Source organism: Streptomyces caniscabiei, from assembly GCF_014930365.1.
GTDB classification, from domain to species: Bacteria; Actinomycetota; Actinomycetes; order Streptomycetales; family Streptomycetaceae; genus Streptomyces; species Streptomyces caniscabiei.
On record NZ_JABXWI010000008.1, the window covers coordinates 337,439 to 357,417 of the forward strand.

The 19,979-nt window shown below is 72.3% G+C and carries 13 protein-coding genes; 2 read left to right on the forward strand and 11 right to left on the reverse strand.

Annotated features, from left to right (window positions below; all coding sequences use genetic code 11):
* Nucleotides 1-2: 2 nt before the first annotated feature.
* Genes HW837_RS23715 through HW837_RS23735 form a run of 5 tightly spaced genes read right to left on the reverse strand, consistent with a single transcriptional unit; the run spans nucleotide 3 to nucleotide 8,244 of the window.
* A complete protein-coding gene (locus HW837_RS23715; protein WP_319686900.1) occupies nucleotides 3-1,004 on the reverse strand; it encodes an aldo/keto reductase in 1,002 nt (333 codons plus the stop codon).
* Nucleotides 1,001-4,051, reverse strand: coding sequence for a non-ribosomal peptide synthetase (locus HW837_RS23720; protein ID WP_193380236.1), 3,051 nt, complete (start codon nucleotides 4,049-4,051; stop codon nucleotides 1,001-1,003). Before HW837_RS23720 ends, HW837_RS23715 begins: the two co-directional genes overlap by 4 nt.
* Nucleotides 4,052-4,109: 58 nt before the next feature.
* Nucleotides 4,110-5,255, reverse strand: coding sequence for an NAD(P)/FAD-dependent oxidoreductase (locus HW837_RS23725; RefSeq protein WP_193380237.1), 1,146 nt, complete (start codon nucleotides 5,253-5,255; stop codon nucleotides 4,110-4,112).
* Nucleotides 5,252-6,691, reverse strand: coding sequence for an MFS transporter (locus tag HW837_RS23730; RefSeq protein WP_045555514.1), 1,440 nt, complete (start codon nucleotides 6,689-6,691; stop codon nucleotides 5,252-5,254). Before HW837_RS23730 ends, HW837_RS23725 begins: the two co-directional genes overlap by 4 nt.
* Nucleotides 6,688-8,244 carry an AMP-binding protein gene (locus tag HW837_RS23735; protein WP_052682812.1) on the reverse strand — a complete coding sequence of 519 codons (1,557 nt, stop codon included), beginning with the start codon at nucleotides 8,242-8,244 and terminating at the stop codon, nucleotides 6,688-6,690. The genes HW837_RS23730 and HW837_RS23735 overlap by 4 nt, the downstream gene beginning before the upstream one ends.
* A 489-nt stretch (nucleotides 8,245-8,733) precedes the next feature.
* Between HW837_RS23735 and HW837_RS23740 the strand changes: the two genes are divergently transcribed.
* Both HW837_RS23740 and HW837_RS23745 read left to right on the forward strand, forming a co-directional pair.
* On the forward strand, nucleotides 8,734-9,531 hold the full coding sequence (locus HW837_RS23740) for an ATP-grasp domain-containing protein (RefSeq protein WP_193380238.1): 798 nt from the start codon (nucleotides 8,734-8,736) through the stop codon (nucleotides 9,529-9,531).
* Nucleotides 9,532-9,671: 140 nt separating this feature from the next.
* Nucleotides 9,672-10,769, forward strand: coding sequence for an aldo/keto reductase (locus tag HW837_RS23745; protein WP_045555511.1), 1,098 nt, complete (start codon nucleotides 9,672-9,674; stop codon nucleotides 10,767-10,769).
* 93 nt (nucleotides 10,770-10,862) lie between these two features.
* On the opposite strand, the gene HW837_RS23750 is transcribed toward HW837_RS23745, so the two are convergent.
* The 6 genes from HW837_RS23750 to HW837_RS23775 form a co-directional block, all read right to left on the reverse strand.
* Nucleotides 10,863-11,789 (reverse strand): GNAT family N-acetyltransferase, encoded by a 927-nt coding sequence (locus HW837_RS23750; protein WP_052682811.1) that lies wholly within the window; start codon nucleotides 11,787-11,789, stop codon nucleotides 10,863-10,865.
* Nucleotides 11,790-11,801: 12 nt separating this feature from the next.
* A complete protein-coding gene (locus HW837_RS23755; protein ID WP_143110688.1) occupies nucleotides 11,802-12,674 on the reverse strand; it encodes a DUF6202 family protein in 873 nt (290 codons plus the stop codon).
* Nucleotides 12,675-12,736: 62 nt separating this feature from the next.
* Entirely contained in the window at nucleotides 12,737-13,855 is a 1,119-nt protein-coding gene (locus tag HW837_RS23760) for a DUF6421 family protein (RefSeq protein ID WP_234442408.1), read from the reverse strand.
* 93 nt (nucleotides 13,856-13,948) lie between these two features.
* Nucleotides 13,949-14,689 carry a thioesterase II family protein gene (locus tag HW837_RS23765; RefSeq protein ID WP_045555509.1) on the reverse strand — a complete coding sequence of 247 codons (741 nt, stop codon included), beginning with the start codon at nucleotides 14,687-14,689 and terminating at the stop codon, nucleotides 13,949-13,951.
* Nucleotides 14,686-16,608, reverse strand: coding sequence for a non-ribosomal peptide synthetase (locus tag HW837_RS23770; protein WP_193380239.1), 1,923 nt, complete (start codon nucleotides 16,606-16,608; stop codon nucleotides 14,686-14,688). The genes HW837_RS23765 and HW837_RS23770 overlap by 4 nt, the downstream gene beginning before the upstream one ends.
* Before the next feature lie 110 nt (nucleotides 16,609-16,718).
* Nucleotides 16,719-19,829 carry a type I polyketide synthase gene (locus HW837_RS23775; RefSeq protein ID WP_234442407.1) on the reverse strand — a complete coding sequence of 1,037 codons (3,111 nt, stop codon included), beginning with the start codon at nucleotides 19,827-19,829 and terminating at the stop codon, nucleotides 16,719-16,721.
* Nucleotides 19,830-19,979 lie beyond the last annotated feature (150 nt).

Here is a 19,979-nt window from a genome sequence, read left to right on the forward strand (position 1 = left end):
GGTCACATCGACCATGCCGTCGGGCGCCGGTCCCAGCGGTGCGCGCGCAACTCCGCCAGCAGGGCCGGGTCGAGCGGCGGAGCGCCGGAGACGGCGAGGTTGGCGCGCGTGTGCTCGGGTGTGCGCATACCGGGGATGACCGTGCTCACGGCGGGGTGGTGCAGGATGAAGCGGAGCGCGAGTTCGGGCAGCGTGACGCCCTCGGGGAGGACCTTCTTCAGGAGTTCGGCGCGTTCGACGGTCGGGCCGAGGTTCTCCGGGCCGAAGTAGACGGCGCGCCAGTCCTCCTCGGGGAACGTCGTGTCCCGGGTCAGCCGGCCGGTGAGGCCGCCCTCGTCGAAGGGGACGCGGGCGATGATGCCGATGTCGTCGCGCAGCGCCCGTTCGAACAGCTCGTCCTCCGGGGCCTGGTCGAAGATGTTGTAGATGACCTGGACGACATCGACGAGCCCGGTGTCGATCGCGCGCAGGCAGTTGGCCGGCTCCCAGCGGTTGACGCTGATGCCGAAGCCCTCGACGACCCCCTCGGCCTTGAGGTCGGAGATCACCCGCTGCCAGCGCTCGTCCTCGCTCCAACGGTCCTCCCAGACATGGAACTGGAGCAGGTCGATGCGGTCGGTGCCGAGGTTCTCCAGACTGCGGTGGACGTACTCGCGGACGTGGTCGGGCGGGAAGACGTCGTCGAGGGTGTCCTGCGGGCGGGGCGGCCACTCGCGGTTGAGCGGCGGGACCTTGGTGGCGACGTACAGGCGACGGTCGGGGTGCCGGCGCAGCAGGGCGCCGAGCATGCGCTCGCTGACGCCCCGGCCGTAGACCCAGGCGGTGTCGAAGAAGGTGCAGCCCTCCTCCACCGCCAGGTCCAGACAGTGGGGCGCCATGTCGTAGTCCCAGCCGGTGAAGCCGCCGGGGCCGCCGCCGATGCCCCACATGCCGTAGCCGATCTCGCTGATCCGCCAGCCGAGCCGGCCCATGGTGCGCTGGTGCATGTCGTCCTCTCGAATCACTGGGTGAGGGTGGTGCGGTAGGCCGCGACGGCCGCTTCCAGCGGCCTCTCCCGGAGGCCGTGCCGGGCGTCGAGCGCCGTGCACGACGCACGGGTGAACAGGCGGGGGTTGTCGGTCAGCAGCCGCCGGAAGTCCGGGACGCCGTCGGGCCCCGACGCCGGCAGCAGGGTCAGCACGGCGTCCAGCACGGCCGCCGCCGAGCCCGCGTCCTCGGCCGCGGCGGCTCGCAGCGCCGCCATGAACTCCGGTACAGGAACGGCCCGTTCGACTTCGGTGAGGGCGAGCGAGGCGAAGTCCGCGCCGCCGTCCCGGAACACATGGTGCACCGCGCCCTCGGCCGGCTCCGCGAGCCCGGCGACCAGCCGCGCGGCCGCCTCGTCCACGGGCGTGTAGTCCGACCGCATCGGTACGTCGGGCCGCAGCCCCAGCCGATGGAACGCCGACAGCAGCAGATGGGTGAGCGCCTTGGGGTTCGGTACGCCGTTGTCGGCGGCCGGCATGATCTCGCCGAGCCGGTAGAGGGTGACCGGCGCGCCGAGCCGCCGGGCCGCGAGCACCAGCCGCTCGGCGACCCACTTGGATCGGCTGTAGCCGCTGGTGGGCGTCGCCGCCCGCGCGGGATCGAAGTCCTCGCCGAGACGGTCCCGCGCACACTCCCGCGCACCGGACGCCTCCCGGTCGAGCACACCGAGGGTCGACACATGGTGCAGCGCCTTGGTCCGGCCGGACAGCGCGAACCGCAGCACCTCCGTCGTGCCGTCCACATTGGCGGGACGGTGGGCCCGGTAGTCCAGCAGGAAGTTGACGAGCGCGCCGATGTGCAGGACTGCGTCGCACCGGGCGGCGTACGCCTCCCAGGTCTCGCGCGTCCAGCCGAACCGGTCCCGGGCGAGGTCGCCGCGTCGCGCGTCGAGCCGCCCGGCCAGGGACTCGTCCCACAGCCCCTGCGCGGTCAGGGCCTCCCGAAGCCGGTGCCGGGCGTGTGCGTCGTCCCGGGCCCGCACCACGCACACCACCCGGGCCCCGGTGGCCGTCAGCAGCCGGTGGACGGCCCGCGCGCCGACGAATCCGGTGGCCCCCGTCACCAGCACGGTGCGCGGTGGCGGGGCCGGACGGGCGCCGGCCGCCGCGCGGGCCAGTGCGGCCAGATCGTCCGGCAGTTCGGCGTCGCGCTCCATCAGCGCGGCCACGTCCTCGGCGGGCATGACCGCGTCCCCGTCGCCGGGCACGGCCGTGGCGAGGGCCGCCGGAGTGCGGTGCGCGTGAAGGTCGGAGATACCGACGCGCACACCGAGCGTCTCCCGGATGCGCAGGACCGCGGTCAGCGCGGTCAGGGAGTCCCCGCCGTGGTCGAGGAAGTCGTCCCGGACACCGAACCCGGGCCGGTCGAGCACCGCGCCCATGACCTCGGCGAGACGCTCGGCACGGGTCAGCCCGGCGGCATGCCCGGCACGGGTGAGCGCGGCATCGTCGCCGGTGCCGGCACCCGTCGCCGTGCCGGGCCCGAGTTTCTCCTCGACGATCGTCCGCAGCGCCCGCAGGTCCACCTTGCCGTTGTCGGTCAGCGGGAGCGCCTGGAGGACGAAGCAGTGCCGCGGCACCTGGACGCGCGGCAGCAGGGACGCCAGATGCCGGCGCAGGGCGGCCGGGGTGGTGCCCCCCTCGGCCGCCGCCGCGACCACCAGACGGGTACGGCCGGACCGTCGCAGGGTCAGAGCCTTGGCCTGGATGACGCCGGGACAGGACTCGGCGGTCGTCTCGATCTCCCGGAGCTCGACGCGTACGCCGTCCACCTGCGCCTGCCGGTCCCGACGGCCGACGAAACGCAGCAGTCCCGCGTCGTCGAACCGCCCGAGGTCGCCGGTGCGGTAGAGCCGCTCGCCGGGAACGCCGGGCGAGGTGTTGGGGACGAACGCCTCGGCGGTCAGCTCCGGTTCGCCGACGTACCCGGCACCCAGACAGGCACCCCCGATGAGGATCTCCCCGATGCCGTCGGCGTCCGCCGCGTCGACGAGGGCGTAGCAGTTGTCGATGGGCCGCCCGAGCGGGATGTGGTCGCCCTCCGTGCCGTCGACGCGGTGGAAGACCATACCGATGCTCGCCTCGGACGGCCCGTAGCCGTTGGTGATCCCGAGCCCAGGCACCAGCTCCCTGAGCCGGTGCACGGCGTGCGGGATGATCTCCTCACCGCCGACCACCAGATGGCGCAGCGAGGCGACCCGGGCGACGTGCGCCGGCTCGGCCTCCAGCAGGGCCACCAGCATGCCGAGGATCGCCGGTACGAAGTCGGTGACGGTCACCCCGTACCGGGCGATGGTGTCCACGGTCCGTTCCAGATCGAGGAACTCGCCCTGCTCGGGGACGATCGTGCGACCGCCCGTCGTCAACGGCCACAGCAGCTGCCAGATCGCGGAGTCGAAGGTGTGGCGGCTGTTCTGCAGTACCACCTCGTCCCCGGTGGCGGCGAAGTAGCGGGACATGAAACGGAAGCGATTGGTCAGACCTCCGTGCAGATTGACGGCGCACTTCGGTACGCCCGTGGTGCCGGAGGTGAAGACGCCGTACACCGGACTGTCGGGAGCGGGCCGCCGTCCCGGGCGCTCGGTGCTCGGGACGATCGCCCGGTGGGAGACGACCCGGGACCGCCCGTCCGTGCGGACGAGGGAACCCGAGGTCAGGGCCAGCGGGGGAGCGAGCACCTGAAGGACGGTGCGCAGCCGCTCCTCCGGCCAGGCCGGGTCGCAGGGCACGAAGACCGCGCCCAGTTTCATCAGGGCGACCATGCACAGCGGGAGTTCGACACTGTTGCCGATCATCAGCGGGACGAGGTCACCCTCGCGCACACCGGCCGACGCCAGCTCCGCGGCCAGCCCGTTGGCGAGCGCGTCGAACTCCGCGTAGGTCAGGGCCGTCTCGGTCTCGCCCCGGTGGACGAGGGCGATGCGGCCCGGGGTGCGGTCAGCCTGTTCCTCGATGAGGGTCGCCACCGGACGGTACGGTCCGTGGTCGACCTCCGCGCCGGCGACCTGCCAGTTCGTTTCCGACATATCCTCCGAGCTCTCTGCTGATGCTGGACGTGGGTGGGGGCGCCAGAGAGATGGCTGTTCACGAGTCGGCGCGGGCGGGGGTGGTACCCGCGACGGCCCCGGTGAGTCCGGCCGGCGGCTCGTTCCCGGCGATGAGCGCGGCGAGCAGGGCGCCCGCCGCGGGGGCTGTCTGGATCCCGTGACCGCCCAGTCCGGCGAGCCAGCTGAAGCCGGGCGCCGCCGGGTCGGGGCCGATCACGGGGGTGTCGTCGGCGGCCGAGCTGCGCAGTCCGGCCCAGGCGCGGCGGACGTGCCGGACCGGCAGGTCCACCACCGCCCGGAACCGGTCCAGGGCCAGCGCCACGTCTCGTTCGTCGGGCCGCGCGTCACCGGGCGGGACGGGCGTGGCGTCGGCGGGCGAGACGAGCAGCCCGCCGGACTCGGGACGGGCGTAGAACGTGTCCGCCACGTCGGCGATCATCGGCCAGCCCGCGATGTCACCGGCCGAGCCTCGGTCCGTCGGCAGGGAGACCAGCGCCGCCGTACGGCGGTACGCCACCAGGCCCTGGGCGGCGACCCCGGCCGACTCCGCCACCTGGTCGGCCCAGGCGCCCGCCGCGTCGACCACGAGCGGCGCGGCGAACTCCCCGGCCGGCGTCGCCGCGTGCCACCGCCCCCGGTGCCGGGTGAGCGCGTGCACCCGCGCGCCGGTCACGACGGTCCCGCCGGCCGCCTTGAGGCCGCGCAGGAAGCCCTGGAGGACGGCGTCCGTGTCGATGTCGCGGGCACCCGGTTTGTACAGCGCGCGGTCGAAGGCGCCGGGCCGCAGTGCCGGGCACAGGGCGAGCGCCTGTTCATGGTCCAGCTCGATCACCGGCTGCGGGGCGTCCGCACCGGAGGCCTTCGCGGCGTCGAACTCCCGGCCGGTGCCCGGGGTTCCGAGGGCGAGGACACCGCGCGGCCGCAGCAGCTCGGCGACGGGCGAGAACCCCGCCGGGGGGCTCTCGTAGAAGGCGAGGGAGGCCCGGGTCAACTCCCGTACGACGGCGTTGCCGTAGTACTCGGAGAAGAGTGCCGCCGACCGGCCGGTGGCGTGCGTGCCCGGAGCGCTCTCGGCCTCCAGCAGGGTCACGCGGCGACCGGTCCGGCCCAGGAAGTGGCCGGCCGAGGCGCCCGCGACACCTCCTCCGACGATCACGACGTCCGACTCGCGCACGCCGCTCACCGGCCCTTCCGGGGCAGGGTGAGGGCGGCCACGCACAGCGCCAGCAGGGTGAGACCGCCCGCCACGGCGAAGCCCCGGGCGACGCCCTCGGACAGTCCCGCACCGGCCTCTGCGGACGTCCCGGCCCCGGACGACCACGCGACGGCGCCGAGTACGGCGAGACCGGTCGCCCCGCCGATCTGCCGGGCCATGTTGACCAGTCCGGACGCGGCGCCCGAGTCCTCGTCGGCGACCTTCGAGAGCGCGGCCAGGGTCAGCGGCACCCCGGTCACACCCAGCCCCGCGTAGGTCAGCACGGTCGGCACGAGCATTCCGGTGGTGTAGCCGCCGGAGTCGCCGATCCTCGCGAGCCACAGGATCCCGCAGCCGGCCACCAGCAGTCCGCCGACGACCACCGTGCGGGTGCCGAAGAGCGCGAGGAGGGGGGAGCCGGCCTTGGCGCCGACGATCAGCAGACAGGTCAGCGGGAGGTAGACGAGCGCGGTGCGCAGCGGGCTGTAGTCCCAGACCTGTTGGAGGAAGAGGGTGAGGAAGAAGAAGATGCCGAAGACGGCGGTGCTGATGAGTGCCGTCACGGCGTAGACGCCCAGCCGGGTGCGGTCGGCGAACAGCCGTAAGGGGACCAGGGGTTGGGCGCTGCGCCGCTCGACGACCACGAACACGGGCAGCAGGACGGCCGCCGTGCCGAGCGCGCCCAGCACCGCCGGCGAGGCCCAGTTGCCGCCGCCCGAGGCGCCGTCGATCAGTCCGAAGCACAGCAGCAGCGCCGCGAGGGTGCCGGTCACCGCCCCGAGGACGTCGAACGCGCCCCGGGCGCGGGGCGTCTCGCGCAGCACGGAGGCGCCGACGGCGAGGATCGCCACGCCGAGCGGGACGTTGACGAACATGACCCAGCGCCAGGACAGGTAGACGGTGATCAGCCCGCCGGCCAGCAGCCCCACACCCCCGCCCGCGGTCGCCACCGCCGTGTACCAGCCCACGGCCCGGTTGCGTCCCGGCCCCTCGGGGAAGGTCACCGCGATCAGCGACAGCGCGGCGGGCGAGGCCGCCGCGGCGCCCACCCCCTGCGCCGTACGGCAGACGGTCAGCAGCCACGCCTCGGTGGCGAACCCGCCGAGCAGCGAGGCGACGGTGAAGACCGCCACGCCGGTCAGGAACAGACGCCGTCTGCCGAGGATGTCCCCCGCCCGTCCGCCCAGCATCAGCAGGCCGCCGAAGGCGATCGAGTACGAGGCCACGACCCACTCCAGGTCCGCGCCGTCCAGGCGTAACGACCGCTGGATGTCGGGCAGCGCCACATTGACGATGGTCGCGTCCAGCAGGAACATCAGCTGCGCCGAGGAGATCACCGCGAGCGCGACCGACCGCCGCCGGTCGCCGTGGTCCTCCTCCGGGAACCGGGAGGCGTCGGCGGCGGTCCGCGCGGACGCCGTCATCGGCGGGCGGCGTATTCGATCTCGAGACGTTCGCGCAGCGGGTGCCGCAGCACCTTGCCGAGCGAGTTCTTGGGCAGTTCCCACAGGAACTGCACCCGGTCGGGCCAGAGCACCCGCGCCATCCGCTGGTCCGCGAGATGGCGGTGCAGTGTCGCGAGGGTCGGCGGCTCGCCCTCCGGCACGATGACGGCGCACACCAGCTCGCCGCCGGGGATCCGCGGATCGGGGCAGCCGACGAGCGCGACCTCCTTGACCGCCGGGTGCCGGGTCAGGACGGCCTCGACCTCCAGGGTGGAGACCTTCTGGCCGCTGCCCCGGGTGATCTGGTCGACACTGCGGCCGACGATACGGATGCCGCCCCGGCCGTCGTCCCGGGCCAGGTCGCTGGTGTCGAACCAGCCGTCCTCGTCCAGGCACGCCTCGTACACCTCGCGCCGGCCGAGGTAGCCGAGACACTGCGAGGCCCCGCGCACCAGCAGCCGGCCGGAGCCGCCGTCCTCCTCGACGGCGATCCGCACCTCCGTCGACGGTTCCGCCCGGCCGTCGCTGTGGCCCGCCCAGCCCTCGGGATCGTCGTCCCGGGTCACGGTGACGGCCCCGTTCTCCGTCATGCCCCACAGGGCGCGCACCGGGATGTCGAGGACCTCGCGGACCTGGGCGATCAGCCCCGGGTCGATGGGGGCGGAGCCGGACACGATCTGTACGACGCTTGAGGTGTCGCGCGGCTCCTTGCGCTGGGCGTCCAGCAGGTCCACGAGGTACGCCGGGGACGCGTAGGCCCAGGTGACCCGGTGGGCGGCGACGATGTCGAGCAGCAGCTCCATGTCCCGGTTGGCCTCCTGCATCACGCAGGTCCCGTGCAGCAGCAGGGGCATGTAGCAGGCGTAGGTCAGCCCGGCCATGTGGGTGGCGAAGTTGGGGATGGAGATGACGTCGTCACGGGTGAGCCGGTGCGGCCCGGACACCGCGAGCACGGCCGCGTGCAGGGTGTTCTGACTGTGCACGACCCCCTTCATCCGGCCGGTGGTGCCGGAGGTGTACAGCAGCAGCGCCGGATCGTCGGGGGCCGACGGCCGCACCGCGCCGAGGTCGTGCCGGTCCTCCCACGGTGTGCGGACGAAGAACGCGTCGAAGTCGATCGCGCCCGTGGCGGCGGCGTCGCCCACCACGACCCGGTGGGCGAGGGACGCGGGAGCGGCCTCGGCGAGCCGGGCACCGTAGTCGATGTCGTTGAAGCGGTCGACGGTGACACAGACCCGCGCGGCACTCTCCTGGAGCACCTGCGCCAGTTCCCGCACGTCGAGCGCGGGGATCACCGGGCAGGCGACGGCCCCGACCCGGTGGCAGGCCAGGTACAGAGGGGTCAGGATCCAGCGGTTCGGCAGATAGAGCGCGACCACGTCGCCCGCGGTGACCCCGAGTTCGGTGAGCGCGGCGGCGAACCGTTCGACCAGGTCGGCCAGTTCGGCGTAGGTCACCAGCCTGGTGAGGTCCCGGCCCTCGTAGGCGATGACGGCGGGATGCCCGGGTCTGGTGCGAACAGCTTCGGCCAAGTCGGCCAGAAACGTTTCCTCTCGCCACCAGCCGGCCGCCCGGTATTTCGCGGCCGTCTCCGGTCCCGGAATAACCAGCGTGTCCCATTCACCCACTGAAGCGCCCCCGCTCTTCGTACGTCGCTCTTCGTACTTCGAGATTGATGCTGAGCACGAAACCGGTGGCCGAGCCTAGAGGATGACGGAAGGTCGCGGTAGGTGGAACGGGGAAATCCGATTCTGTTTATCAAACACACGCCGCCCTCACCGTTCGTGCAAAAGCGTGCAGTGTCCACGATTGCGACGATCCGCGTTCAACGGGTCTCGTCGATAAAGCACTTGACACATCGCGGCGAGGAGAGTGAGGCTGCGACGGCGTCCGCTCTGTCCACGGCAATGCACGCGAGCACTGGAGGCACGGTGAAGATAGGCCTGCTCGGCTGGGACTATTCGGGAATCGATCCCGATGGCATAAGCCTGGTGGAGTACGGTCGGGAGCGCGGGCACGAAATGTCGTTCTTCACGCTCGAGGAACTCGCCTATCGCCCCGGGCCGTCCGGCGTGACGCTCACCCTGGGCGGGGAGCCCGCCGAGGCCTTCGACGCCGTCATCAACCGCGCCAAGCTGTACGGGGACGACTGGCAGGACCGCGTGGAGCGGCTGACGATGCTCAGCAGCGTCCCCGGTCTGCTGCTCTTCGACCCGGCGGACGTGTGGGTGACGGGATACAGCAAGTTCCTGATGGCCCAGCGTCTGGCCGCCGCCGGCCTGCCCGTGCCGCCCACCCGCTCGGCGACCTCGCTGACGGAGGTCGAGGAGGCCTGCGAGGAGTGGGGCGCGGTCATCCTCAAGCCCTCCTTCGGCTACCGCGGCACGGACGTGGAGCGGGTCGCCGACTTCGCGGCCGACAAGGCCGTCGCCGAGGAACTGCTCTCCCGCTATCCCACCCTGGTGTGCCAGCGCTTCTACCCGACGTCGGGCGGCGAGTACCGGATCACGGTCGCGGGGGAGGCCACCCCGATCAACATGCTCAAGCTGCCGGCGGCGGGCTCCTGGCGCTGCAAGACCATGGAGGGCGCCACCTTCGAGCGGTTCGAGGCCCCCGACGACCTCGTCGAGCTCTCGCTCAGGGCCACCCGCGCCATGGGCATCACCCTGGCCGGCCTCGACATCCTCCCCACCCCGGACGGCTATGTGGTCCTGGAGGTCAATCCGGTCCCGGGCTATCTCTCCATGCTCGGCCGGGACCAGCACCGCCAGGTGCTCGGCGGCGTCTTCGACTGGGTCGAGGCGAGGACCGCGTCCTGAACCCCGGCCGCCCGGCCCCCGCCCCGACGCACACCCGCCGGACCCCGCCCCGGGGCACCCCCTCTCATCACGCCCTCCCTCTTCCCGCCCTCCCCTGCCTCCCCGCCCTCAGCTCCGTCCCGCCAGCACTCAGGAGAGCCATGCGCTACACGACCTTCGGCCGCACCACCGGGCTGCGCGTGTCGGAGTTCGCCCTCGGCACGGCCAACTTCGGCACGGGCGTCGGCGCGCACCCCGAGGCCGCCGGACTGATGTGGGCCCGACGGGGCGACGGCGCCGGACGGGAGGAGGCGCGCAAGGTCTTCGACCGGTTCGCCGAGGCCGGCGGCACCCTCATCGACACCGCCGACTGCTACCAGTTCGGTGAGTCGGAGAAGCTGCTGGGCGAGTTCCTCGCCGCCGACCGCGACCACTTCGTCCTGTCGTCGAAGTACACCAACAGCGACTCCGTACGCCCCGGTGTCTCCGACACCGGCAACAGCCGCAAGAACATGATCCGTTCGGTCGAGTCCAGCCTGCGGCGTCTGAGGACCGACCACATCGACCTGTACTGGGCCCACTTCCCCGACACGCTCACGCCGACCGAGGAGATCCTCACCGCCGTCGACCAGCTCGTACGCAGCGGCAAGATCCTCTACGCCGGTCTCTCCAACTTTCCCGCCTGGCGTGTCTCACGGGCCGTGACGATCGCGGAACTGCGCGGCTGGGCCCCCGTCATCGGCATCCAGACCGAGTACAACCTGGTCAACCGCACCGGCGAGCGCGAACTGCTGCCCATGGCCGAGGCGCTCGGCCTCGGCGCGGCCCTGTGGTCACCACTGGGCGGCGGACTCCTCACCGGCAAGTACCGGCGTACGGAGGCCGGCTGGGTCAGCGACCAGAACCGCCGGCACCCGCGCAACGACACCGACCGCATCGAGGGCGTCGTGAACACCGTCCTCGCCGTGGCCGGCGAGACGGGACTCTCGGCGCCGCAGGTGGCGCTCGCCTGGCTGCGCGACCGTGCGGCACGGTCGACGACCGCGTTCGTGCCGGTGATCGGCCCGCGCGGCGTGGACCAGCTGGAGGAGTACCTCACCTCGCTCGACGTCACGCTCACGGAGGAGCACCTCACCCGGCTGGACACGGCGAGCGCCGTCGAGCTGGGCAGCCCGCACGAGATCGGCCGTCTCGTACGGGACTCCCTGATCGGCGGCGATCCCGACCGGATGGCCGCACCCGCCGTGCCCGTGGCCTGAGCCCCGGCGCTGACCGGGGCTCGGGCTGTCCTGGGCTCAGACTGTCCGGGGCCGGACCGCCCGTGGCGCGGAACACGGGCGGCGGCCGATGGTTCAGTCCGGGCACGCCGGCCGGTGCTGGACGGGTGTCGGGTCCAGGAAGGGCGCGGTGTAGAGCTGGGCCTCGGCCGCCTCCATGGGCTTCTCGCTGATCAGATGCGCCGCGAGGCGCGGCCCGGCGTACCCGAGGATGAGCGTCGGATCGTTGAGGGCCGTCAGCCGCAGCACGAGGTCCGCCTCGTCGGAGGGCTGGGGGTCGGCGCACTCGTGCGAGGGCACCGCACGGAATCCCAGCCCCGTCTTGAAGCGGAGCAGCCCCGGCTGTGTCAGATGCCCCATCAGGTTCGGTTCGTTGCCCAGCGTCGCCCGACCGTAGCCCCGGGCGCGCGCCTCCCGCAGGACGGAGAGGTAGACGACCCGGGGGAGGCTGGAGCGCCGGTACGCCGCGCTCACCGCGGAGAACCGGAGCACCAGGGTGTTCACCGCCGGGCATTCGAGGGCGAGACAGCCGCCGACCAGCTCCTCCCCGTCGTACGCGAAGACCCCGAAGAACTTACGGGGCCCGTGCAGGACGGCGTCGCGGTGGTCGAGTGCGAACGGGACGCCGAAGCGCATGTCGGCCACCCGTTCCCGGTAGAGCGTGAGAAAGCGGTCGAGGGTGCCCGGTGTCACCGGGTCCTCGACCGTCTCGCGCAGGCCGGCCGCGACCGCCTGGCGCTGGGCGCGCCGGACGGACTTGCGTGACGAACTGTCGAGGCTCGCGAGGAAACCGTCCTCGTCGGCGCCCAGCTCGGCCACCCAGGTGAGAAGGGACGGCTTGCGGACGAACCCCCGACGGGCGAGGTCGTCCCAGATCCCGGCCGGAGGGTTGAGCAGCCGGACGACGTCGATGGGCTGATCGGTCCTGGTCCAGGGTTCCTCGGCCAGTTCCGCGGGTGCGATCAGGGCGAGCGCCAGGCCGTGGCGGTCCACGATCTCCATGCGCCGCGCGGCTCAGGCACCCGCCGCGACGGAGTCCGCGGCACCGGGGGACCCGGCGGACACCGACGGAGCGTCGCTCAGACAGTCGGCGAAGCACGCGAGGGCCCGGGACCAGTTCTCCGAGTACTCCCTGACCAGGGTGAGGAACTCGGCGGCCTGCGCCGTGTCCGTGACCACCCACGTCATACCGGTCTCGTCGTCGCTGACCTGCGCCGCGTGCACCGTCTCCGCCTTGATGTGGGAGTCGATCCAGGCGAACTGGTCGGTCTCGGCGAAGACCCGCTCCCCGTCCACCGAGACCTTCGCGTACAGCCGCCGGAAGGCCACGGCGATGTCCAGCGCGATGGTCTCCACGACCCGCAGCTGGATCGCCGCCCCCAGCGGGGAACGCGCGAGCCGGTCCATATTGGCCAGCAACTCACCTATCGCCTCGGGCAGTCGCGACGCCGCCCGCAGCTCCTCCGCGCCCAGCCTGGCCGCCAGCGGGGCGACGATGGTGTCGTCCCACCACACGTAGTGGATGCCGGCCGGACCGCGCGGGGCCACGGCCCGGAACTCCGGCGCGGCGTTGTCCAGGTCGTCGCCGATCACCCGGTAGACGGTCTGGAAGGCGCCGAGGATGTCGTGCGTCGGCGCGTCCTGCGCCGAGAACACCCGGGCCATCTCGCCCATACCGGCGATGGTGCTGAACATGAAGCTCTTCGTCATCGACCGCCACCACACCCCGAGGGTGAGCGCGGCCCGCGGCGAGACGGTCGCGGCGGCACGCGCGCCCCCGAAGAACGCGTGGTCCGCCCGTCGCAGACCCGCGCGGTCGATCTCCTGGTCCACCCGCTCGTCGAGTTCGGTCCGGTCGGCGAGGGAGAACTCGGTTGCAGCAGTCACGATCACTCCAGAGAAGTGTGAGGACGACGAGGGTCGTTCAAGAGGCCGACGAGCGGCCGGAGTCATACGCCGAGCCGCTCTTTCACCTCGGCGAAGAACGGGATGTAGCGGTAGTCGCGGGCCACCGGGTCGTAGTCCGTGTACCGGTTGGTGAACTCCAGCAGCCGCCGGCGGACCGCCTCGACGGGTTCCTCGTGGATCCGGCGCTCGATGTCCTGGATCGCGCCGAGGAACCGGGCCAGCACGAGGGGGAGGTCCGGGCTCAGCTCGATCCTGCCGCCGGCCACCCGGATGCCGTCGTGCTCGCTGAGGTACCCGAAGAGCAACTGGGAGGCGACGGCGTCGTAGTTGGGCCGTGGGATGCCTTCGACGGCGTAGCGCAGCAGACGCTCGGCGAGGATGTACTCGTACGCGGTCCGCGCCTGCTCGGCCGGGAGGGCGGCGTCGCCGAGCAGGACCAGCATGGCTGAGACGTCCACGCGCAGCTCTTCGAGTCCGGCGAGGGGCTTGTACTTCTTCGCCGACAGGAAGGCGGGGATCGGCATGTCGCCCTGCCGGTGGTGGTATTCGTGCAGCCGCACCCACCAGGACGAGGCCTGCTGCACCTGCCGGTCCGTCGCCCCCTGGAGGAGCGGGAAGCTTTCCCGCGCCATCACCGCGTCGATCATCTTCCGGGTGGTGCGGTTGTGGCGTTCGACGAACTTGTCGATGAAGTAGAAGATGAGGTCGTCCGGGTCCTGGATCCCGTCGAAGTGGTTCTCCGGGAAGAGCGCCACCACCACGCGCGACCGGAATCCGTCGGACTGCCCCGTCACCGTGACCGGCGCCGTGGGGCTGGCGTACCGCTCCGCCAGGTGTGGATCGGTCGGCAGCATCTCGTACGTGAGGTAGTCGAGGGACAGGGACGGAAAGTACGAGGCGTCGAACAACGAGAAGATGTGGTTGTCCCGGCGGCTGTTGATGTGTTCCTTCGTGGCCCGCAGTCTGGAGCCGGGAGCGAAGGTGCGCAGGTCCTCCAGAAAGGCCTGGACTATCGGCTGCCGCCGTAAATGAGTGGATCCTTCTAGCCGACGGGCCAACTCCTTCTGGGTGTCCGCCTCATGGAACGAGGAGCGGCTGCCGAACTCTCCCCGTAATTCATTGACTTCCGCGAACACCGAGCTCATGTCGATGTCGATCAACAAATGCTCCTCCCCGTCAACTCCGGTGCACGCTACCACGCCCGGATGTTCGAATCTTTGCCTTTTCGGAATGGCCGCAATGGCTCCCGCAATTCATCGGGAGTCGTGCCGAGGAGCCTCCAGTGTCTTGCGCAGGACCGGGTACGGCGGGTCCGCGATCAGGTAGAAGTGATGGCCCGCGACGCCGACCTCGCGGACGGCTGATGTGCTGAGCGCACTCCACGGACGGCGGTCCGCGTCCTCGTCCCGGTCGCCGACGATGGTGGTGACCGGACAGGTGAGCAGCGGCTCGGGACGCATCACGTAGTCGTGGAACATACGGCCGTCCGCGATCAGATAGGGCAGCACTACCTCCCGGAAGATGGGGTCGGCGGCCATCTCCGCGTCGGTGCCGCCCATCCGGACCAGATCGTCGAGCAGCCGGTCGGGATCCTCCTCGGCGACGAGACCGGTGGGCAGCGGAGCGTCCCGGGAACCCGAAGCGAACAGGTGCTCGATGTGGACACCGCGTCGTTGCAGTGCGCGTGCCGTCTCCAGGGCGATGGGCGCGCCCAGGCTGTGCCCGAAGAAGGCGAGGGGCCGGTCCTCGAGCGGTTCGAGCGCGTCGGCGATGTCGTCGGCGAGCCGGACGAGGTCGTCCGGAGGCTCCTCGTCGAACCGGTCGGCGCGCCCCGGGTACTGGACGGCGTGCACCTCCACGTCGGGGAGCGCGTCGCCCCACCCGCGGTAGAAGGAGGCCGATCCGCCGGCGTGCGGGAAGCACACCAGACGGACGCGGGCCGTCGGCCGTGCGGTGTCGCACACGAGTCGGCGGGAGGTGTCCGGGGCGGTCACCGGCGGACCCCCTTCCGGGCGCGCTGCTGTCGGAGCCGCGCCGTACGGGCCCGGCGGGCGGCCTCGGCGGAGGAGCCGGCCGCCGCGTCCTCCCCCTGCTCGTGACCGGCGCGGATGAGCGCGACCTGGGCGTTCACGGTGGTCTCCTGGAACAGGGCGACGATCGACGGCCGCAGACCGCAGCGCTGCTCCAGCGCGTCCTGGAGCTTGAACATGGCCAGCGAATGGCCGCCGAGATCGAAGAAGTTGACGTCCGACGGCACCGTGGGCGTGCCGAGCACCTCCGCCCAGGCGGCGGTCACCTGGGCGGTGAGCGCGTCGTCGGGGACGGGCGCGGCCGGGGCCCGTCCGGTGGGTGCCCGGTCGGTGGGCGGCGACGGGGCGAGCGCCTCGGCGGCGAGGGCCCGCAGGGCGGCGCGGTCGAGTTTGCCGTTGAGGTTGCGCGGCAGCTCAGGCAGCACCCGCAGGTCGCCGGGCACCATCACGGCGGGCAACGTCTCCGCGAGGGCGCGCCGCAGCGCGACGGGGTCCGCGCCCTCCCGGGAGGCGACGAAGCCGATCAGGCCCGTGCCCCGCGCGTCGGGCAGGACGACCGCCTCCTGGACGCCGTCCAGGAGGCGCAGCGCCGTCTCGACCGCACCGAGCTCCACCCGGTGGCCCCGGACCTTGATCTGGTCGTCCCTGCGGCCGACGAAGTCCAGCCCGTGGTCCGGCATCCGGCGCACGAGGTCACCGGTGCGGTACATGCGCGCGCCCGGCTCGTCGGTGAAGGGGTCGGCGAGGAAGACCGCCGCCGTGGCGTCGGGGCGGCCGAGATAGCCGCGGGCCACCCCCGGCCCGCCGATGAACAACTCGCCTTCCGCGCCCGGGGGTACGGGCCGGAGCTCGTCGTCGAGGACGTGGAGCCGGGCCCCGGGGATCGGTCCGCCGATGCCCACCGGTGCGACACCGGTGAAGCGGCGGTAGGTGGCCCACACGGTCGTCTCGGTCGGGCCGTACTCGTTGACGAGGTCCACTCCGGGGGAGTGGACCGAGAAGTGCCGGTCGACCAGGGACTGCGGCAGGGCCTCGCCCGCCACGGTCACCCGGCGGAGGGAGGCCAGGCGACCGGTGCTGGTGCGTTCGGCGGCGTCGAGCAGCAGCCCGTACAGCGCGGGCACGCACAGCACGCTGTCCACCCGGTGACGGTGGACGAGGGCGACCAGCCGCTCGGGGTCGCGCAGTTCGTCGTCGGACGCGACGACCAGGCAGCCGCCCGCCTGGAGCGTCCCCCATGTCCCGGCGACCGACGAGTCGAAGGCCAGGGGCGACACCAGCAGGAAGGTCGGGCTTCCCGGATGGACCAGGAGACGCGCCCGGGTCGACGCGGCGAGGTTTTGGTGCTCGACGACGACGCCCTTGGGCTCGCCGGTGCTGCCCGAGGTGTAGATGAGGTAGACCGGGTCCGCCGGACCGACCTCCGCGGGGAAGGACCCGGGGTCCTCGTACGTCTCCTCGCTCGGGAGGTCCGTGGCCGTCACGACGGGCACCCGGGCGACGGTGCTCGCCCGGTGCTCCGTGCGTGCCGTCGCCACGACGGCCTTCACCCGGGCGTCGTCGAGGATCGTGGCGAGACGGGCGTCCGGCTGGGCCGGGTCGACGGGTACGTGGGCGGCGCCCGAGCCGAGGATGCCGAGCACGGAGGCGATCATCGTGACCGAGGGTTCGGCGAGGTGGGCGACCCGATCGCCGGGGCGCACCCCCGCCGCGGCCAGTCGGTGGGACAACTGCCGTGCCCAGCGGATCAGTTCGCCGTACGTGACCTCGACGTCACCGCACCGCACGGCGACCCGCGTCGGCCGGTCGGCGGCCACACGGGCCACCGCTTCGTGCGCGGAGACGAACGGAACATCCGGCAGCGGTGCGCCGGTCGATTTCATGTGGTGCGATGCCGACAACAGAGAAACTCCCCCGTGCAATAAGCGGAATTCGGTGATCCGTGTGGGGGGCGGGCGAATTGTGTTCGCCCTGCCCGTGGTCGGGGACGTGATTAGCGGTCGGATTCGTCCTGGATTCGGTGAACGACCGCGATATGACCGTTCAGGGTCCGGCGGGCCAGCATCTCGCGTACGGGGACACGGATCCCGAACTCGTTGTTCACCCTGCGGATGAGCCGTGTGATCAGCAGGGAGTCACCCCCTTCGGCGAAGAAATCGGCGTCCACCGGAAAATCGTTTCGCCCTAGCAGCTCGCCCCAGATCCGGGTCACTCCCTCGGTCGCGTCGACAGGCATCGGGTGCGCGGATTCCGGAGCAGCTGTCGTCCGTTCGGGCGCCCCCGTCGTCCGTTCAGGCGCTCCGACCGGTGCTCCTGGCGCTCCGGTCGGCGTTTCCGGCGGCGCGGCGGTGGGTGGGGCCCCGGGCGAGGCGCGTGCTTCCGGGGCCACCAGGCGCGGCCCCGAGAACGGATAACCGGGCAGCCTGGCCCGGTGGCCTTCGCCGGTCAGCCCGTCGGTCGTGATCGGCTGGCCCAGGGCCCACAGGGCCCCCACACCGGCCAGCGCCGTCGACCCCGGCGAGTCCCTGGCGCGGTCCAGGGCGACCACGGGGAACCCGGCGGCCTCCGCCGACGGCGACAGGGGGCGCCCCGGACCGATCTCCACCGCCAGGGCCCCCGGCAGGTGTTCGGCCAGCGAGTCGAGCGCGGCGCCGAACAGCACGGACCGTCTGACCTGTGTGACGAACGTGTCCGGTCGGAGGACCGTACCGGCCGCGACGACCCGGCCCGACTCGTTGAGCGCGAGGGGAAGAGCGGTCGGCCGGAGTTCGATCCCCGACATCGCCCGGGCGAGCGCCGGCAGCGCGGGCTCGATCAGACGGGAGTGCCCCGCGTGCGAATAGCGCAGACGGCGTACGAAGCAGGTGTCGCCGACGCGCCGCAGATACTCGTCGACCTGCTCGGCGGGCCCGCCCAGTACACAGGAGTCCGGTCCGTTGACCGCGGCCACGTCGAGGTCGAGGCCCCACTCGTCGGCGAGGGCGAGCGCCTGCTTCACGTCCGCGCCGATGGCCGCCATCGCGCCCTCCGGGCAGTCCTGCATGGCCCGGCCGCGCGCCGTGATGAAGGCGGCCGCGTCCTCCAGGCCGAGCACGCCGGCGACGGTGGCGGCGGTGATCTCGCCGGAGCTGTGTCCGCAGACCGCCGCGGGCCGGACGCCCAGCTCCATGAGCGCGGTCGCCGCCGCGTGGCCGACGGCGAAGAGGGCCGGCTGGGCCAGCGCGGGCCCGTTCAGCTCGTCGGCGGGGAAGTCCGGGTCGCACACGGCCCGGCGGATCCTCGCGGACAACGGCGTGGGGAAGGCCGCGAGGCACCGGTCGAGCGCCGGGCCGAAGCCGGGGAGAGCGGTGAAGGACGCGGCCATTCCCGGGCGTTGGGTGCCGCCGCCGGGGAAGAGCAGGACCACCGGGGCGGGGCCCGTCACCGGGACGGTGCCCCGGGAGGTCCCGGAGCGGGAGGCGAGTCGCTCGGCGACCTCGGCACTGGTCCGCCCCGTGACGGTCAGACGCTCGCGCAGGGCCGCGCGTCCGTTGTCCAGCGTGCCGCAGACCTCACCGAGGTCCGGATCGTGGTCCGCGAGATGAACGGCCAGACCGTCCACCACACGCTCCAGGGCCTCGGCGTCGGCAGCCGACACCAACACCAGCCGCTCGCGCGGCACCTGCGGCTCCGGCGCGGGGGAGGGGGCGGCCGCCGGGAGCGATGCCGGGGGCGCGGGGAGGGCCGTCTCGTGTGATGGCGGGGTCCCGGGGAGGGGCGTGGCCGTCTCGTGCGATGCCGGAGTCTCAGGGAGGGCCGGCTCGCGGCGCGGCGCCTGTTCGATCACGACGTGGGCGTTGGTGCCGCCGATGCCGAACGCGCTCACCCCCGCGCGTCGCGGGCCCTCGCCGGTCCACGCGACCGCCCGCGAGGGGAGGTACAGCGGGCAGTCCCCGGTCTGCAGCAGGGGGTTGGGCTCGGTGAACCCCGCGACGGGCGGGATCACACCGCCGCGGACCACGAGCAGGGCTCGGATCAGCGCGGCGACTCCCGCTGCGGCGTCGAGGTGGCCCACGCTCGCCTTCAGCGCGCCCACCGCCACCCCGCCCGGCCGGGCACCGCCCTCGCGCAGCGCGGCGCCGGCCGCCGTCCACTCGATCGGGTCCCCGATCCGGGTGCCCGTGCCATGGGCCTCCAGATAGCCGAGGGAGCCGCCGTCGACGCCGGCCGCGTCCAGCGCCGCGCCGATGACCCGCTGCTGCCCCGCCGAGGAGGGCGCGTAGTAACCGGCCTTCGTGTGCCCGTCGTTGTTGATCGCGCTGCCCAGGACGACCCCGTACGGCTCGGGATCGTCGTCGGTGACGTCCGGCATCCGGCGCAGCACCACGGCGGCCGCGCCCGACCCGGCGATCACCCCGTCCGCGTGCCGGTCGAACGGACGGCAGACCCCCGTCGCCGACAGCACACCCCCCGGTGTGTGCAGATGGCCCGCCTGGGGGTAGCCGAACCCGGCCCCCACCACCAGCGCCTGGTCACAGTCACCGCCGAGCAGCGCCTGCACGGCCAGGTGCACGGCCACGAGCGAGGAGGAGCAGGCCGTCTGCACGGCGAAGGCGGGCCCGGTCAGACCTAGGCGGTAGGCCAGGCGGCTCGCCATGAAGTCCGGCTCGGTCCCGTGGATCACGTCGTCCAGCAGGCCCGGATCGAGGGCGCCGCCACGGACCATGGCGCGCATGTAGCCGCTGCCCGTCATCGACGCGTAGACACCGGTCACCAGGGTGTCGTCCCGAGGCGGAACCCCGGCGTCCGCAAGGGCGTTGTGGCCCACCTCCAGCATCCAGCGATGCTGGGGGTCCATCAGCTCGGCCTCGCGGCGGGGTATGCGGAAGAAGTCGTGGTCGAAGCGGTCCCAGTCGTCGAGATGGCCGCGTACGGGCACGTAGTCGGGGTCGTCGGTCAGCGCGACGGGCACACCGGCCGCGATCAGCTCCTCGCGCGAGTACCGCCGGCTGTGCACGGTGCCCCGGAGTTGCGAGTCCCACCACTCGTCCATTCCCCGGGGACCCGGTAACCGCGCCGCCATACCGATGACCGCGATGTCCAGGGAACGATCCCGACTCGTCACAACGTCCCCCATCATGCCGTTGGAAATCGGATATTCCATCAGATGCTGCGCCGGTGCCGTGTCGCCTCTTGATCATATTCATGATGCAGGCGGTCTCAACCCTTTTTTGGGAAAAGGGAGTCGGAAGGAGGTTGGCAGGAAACGATCAGA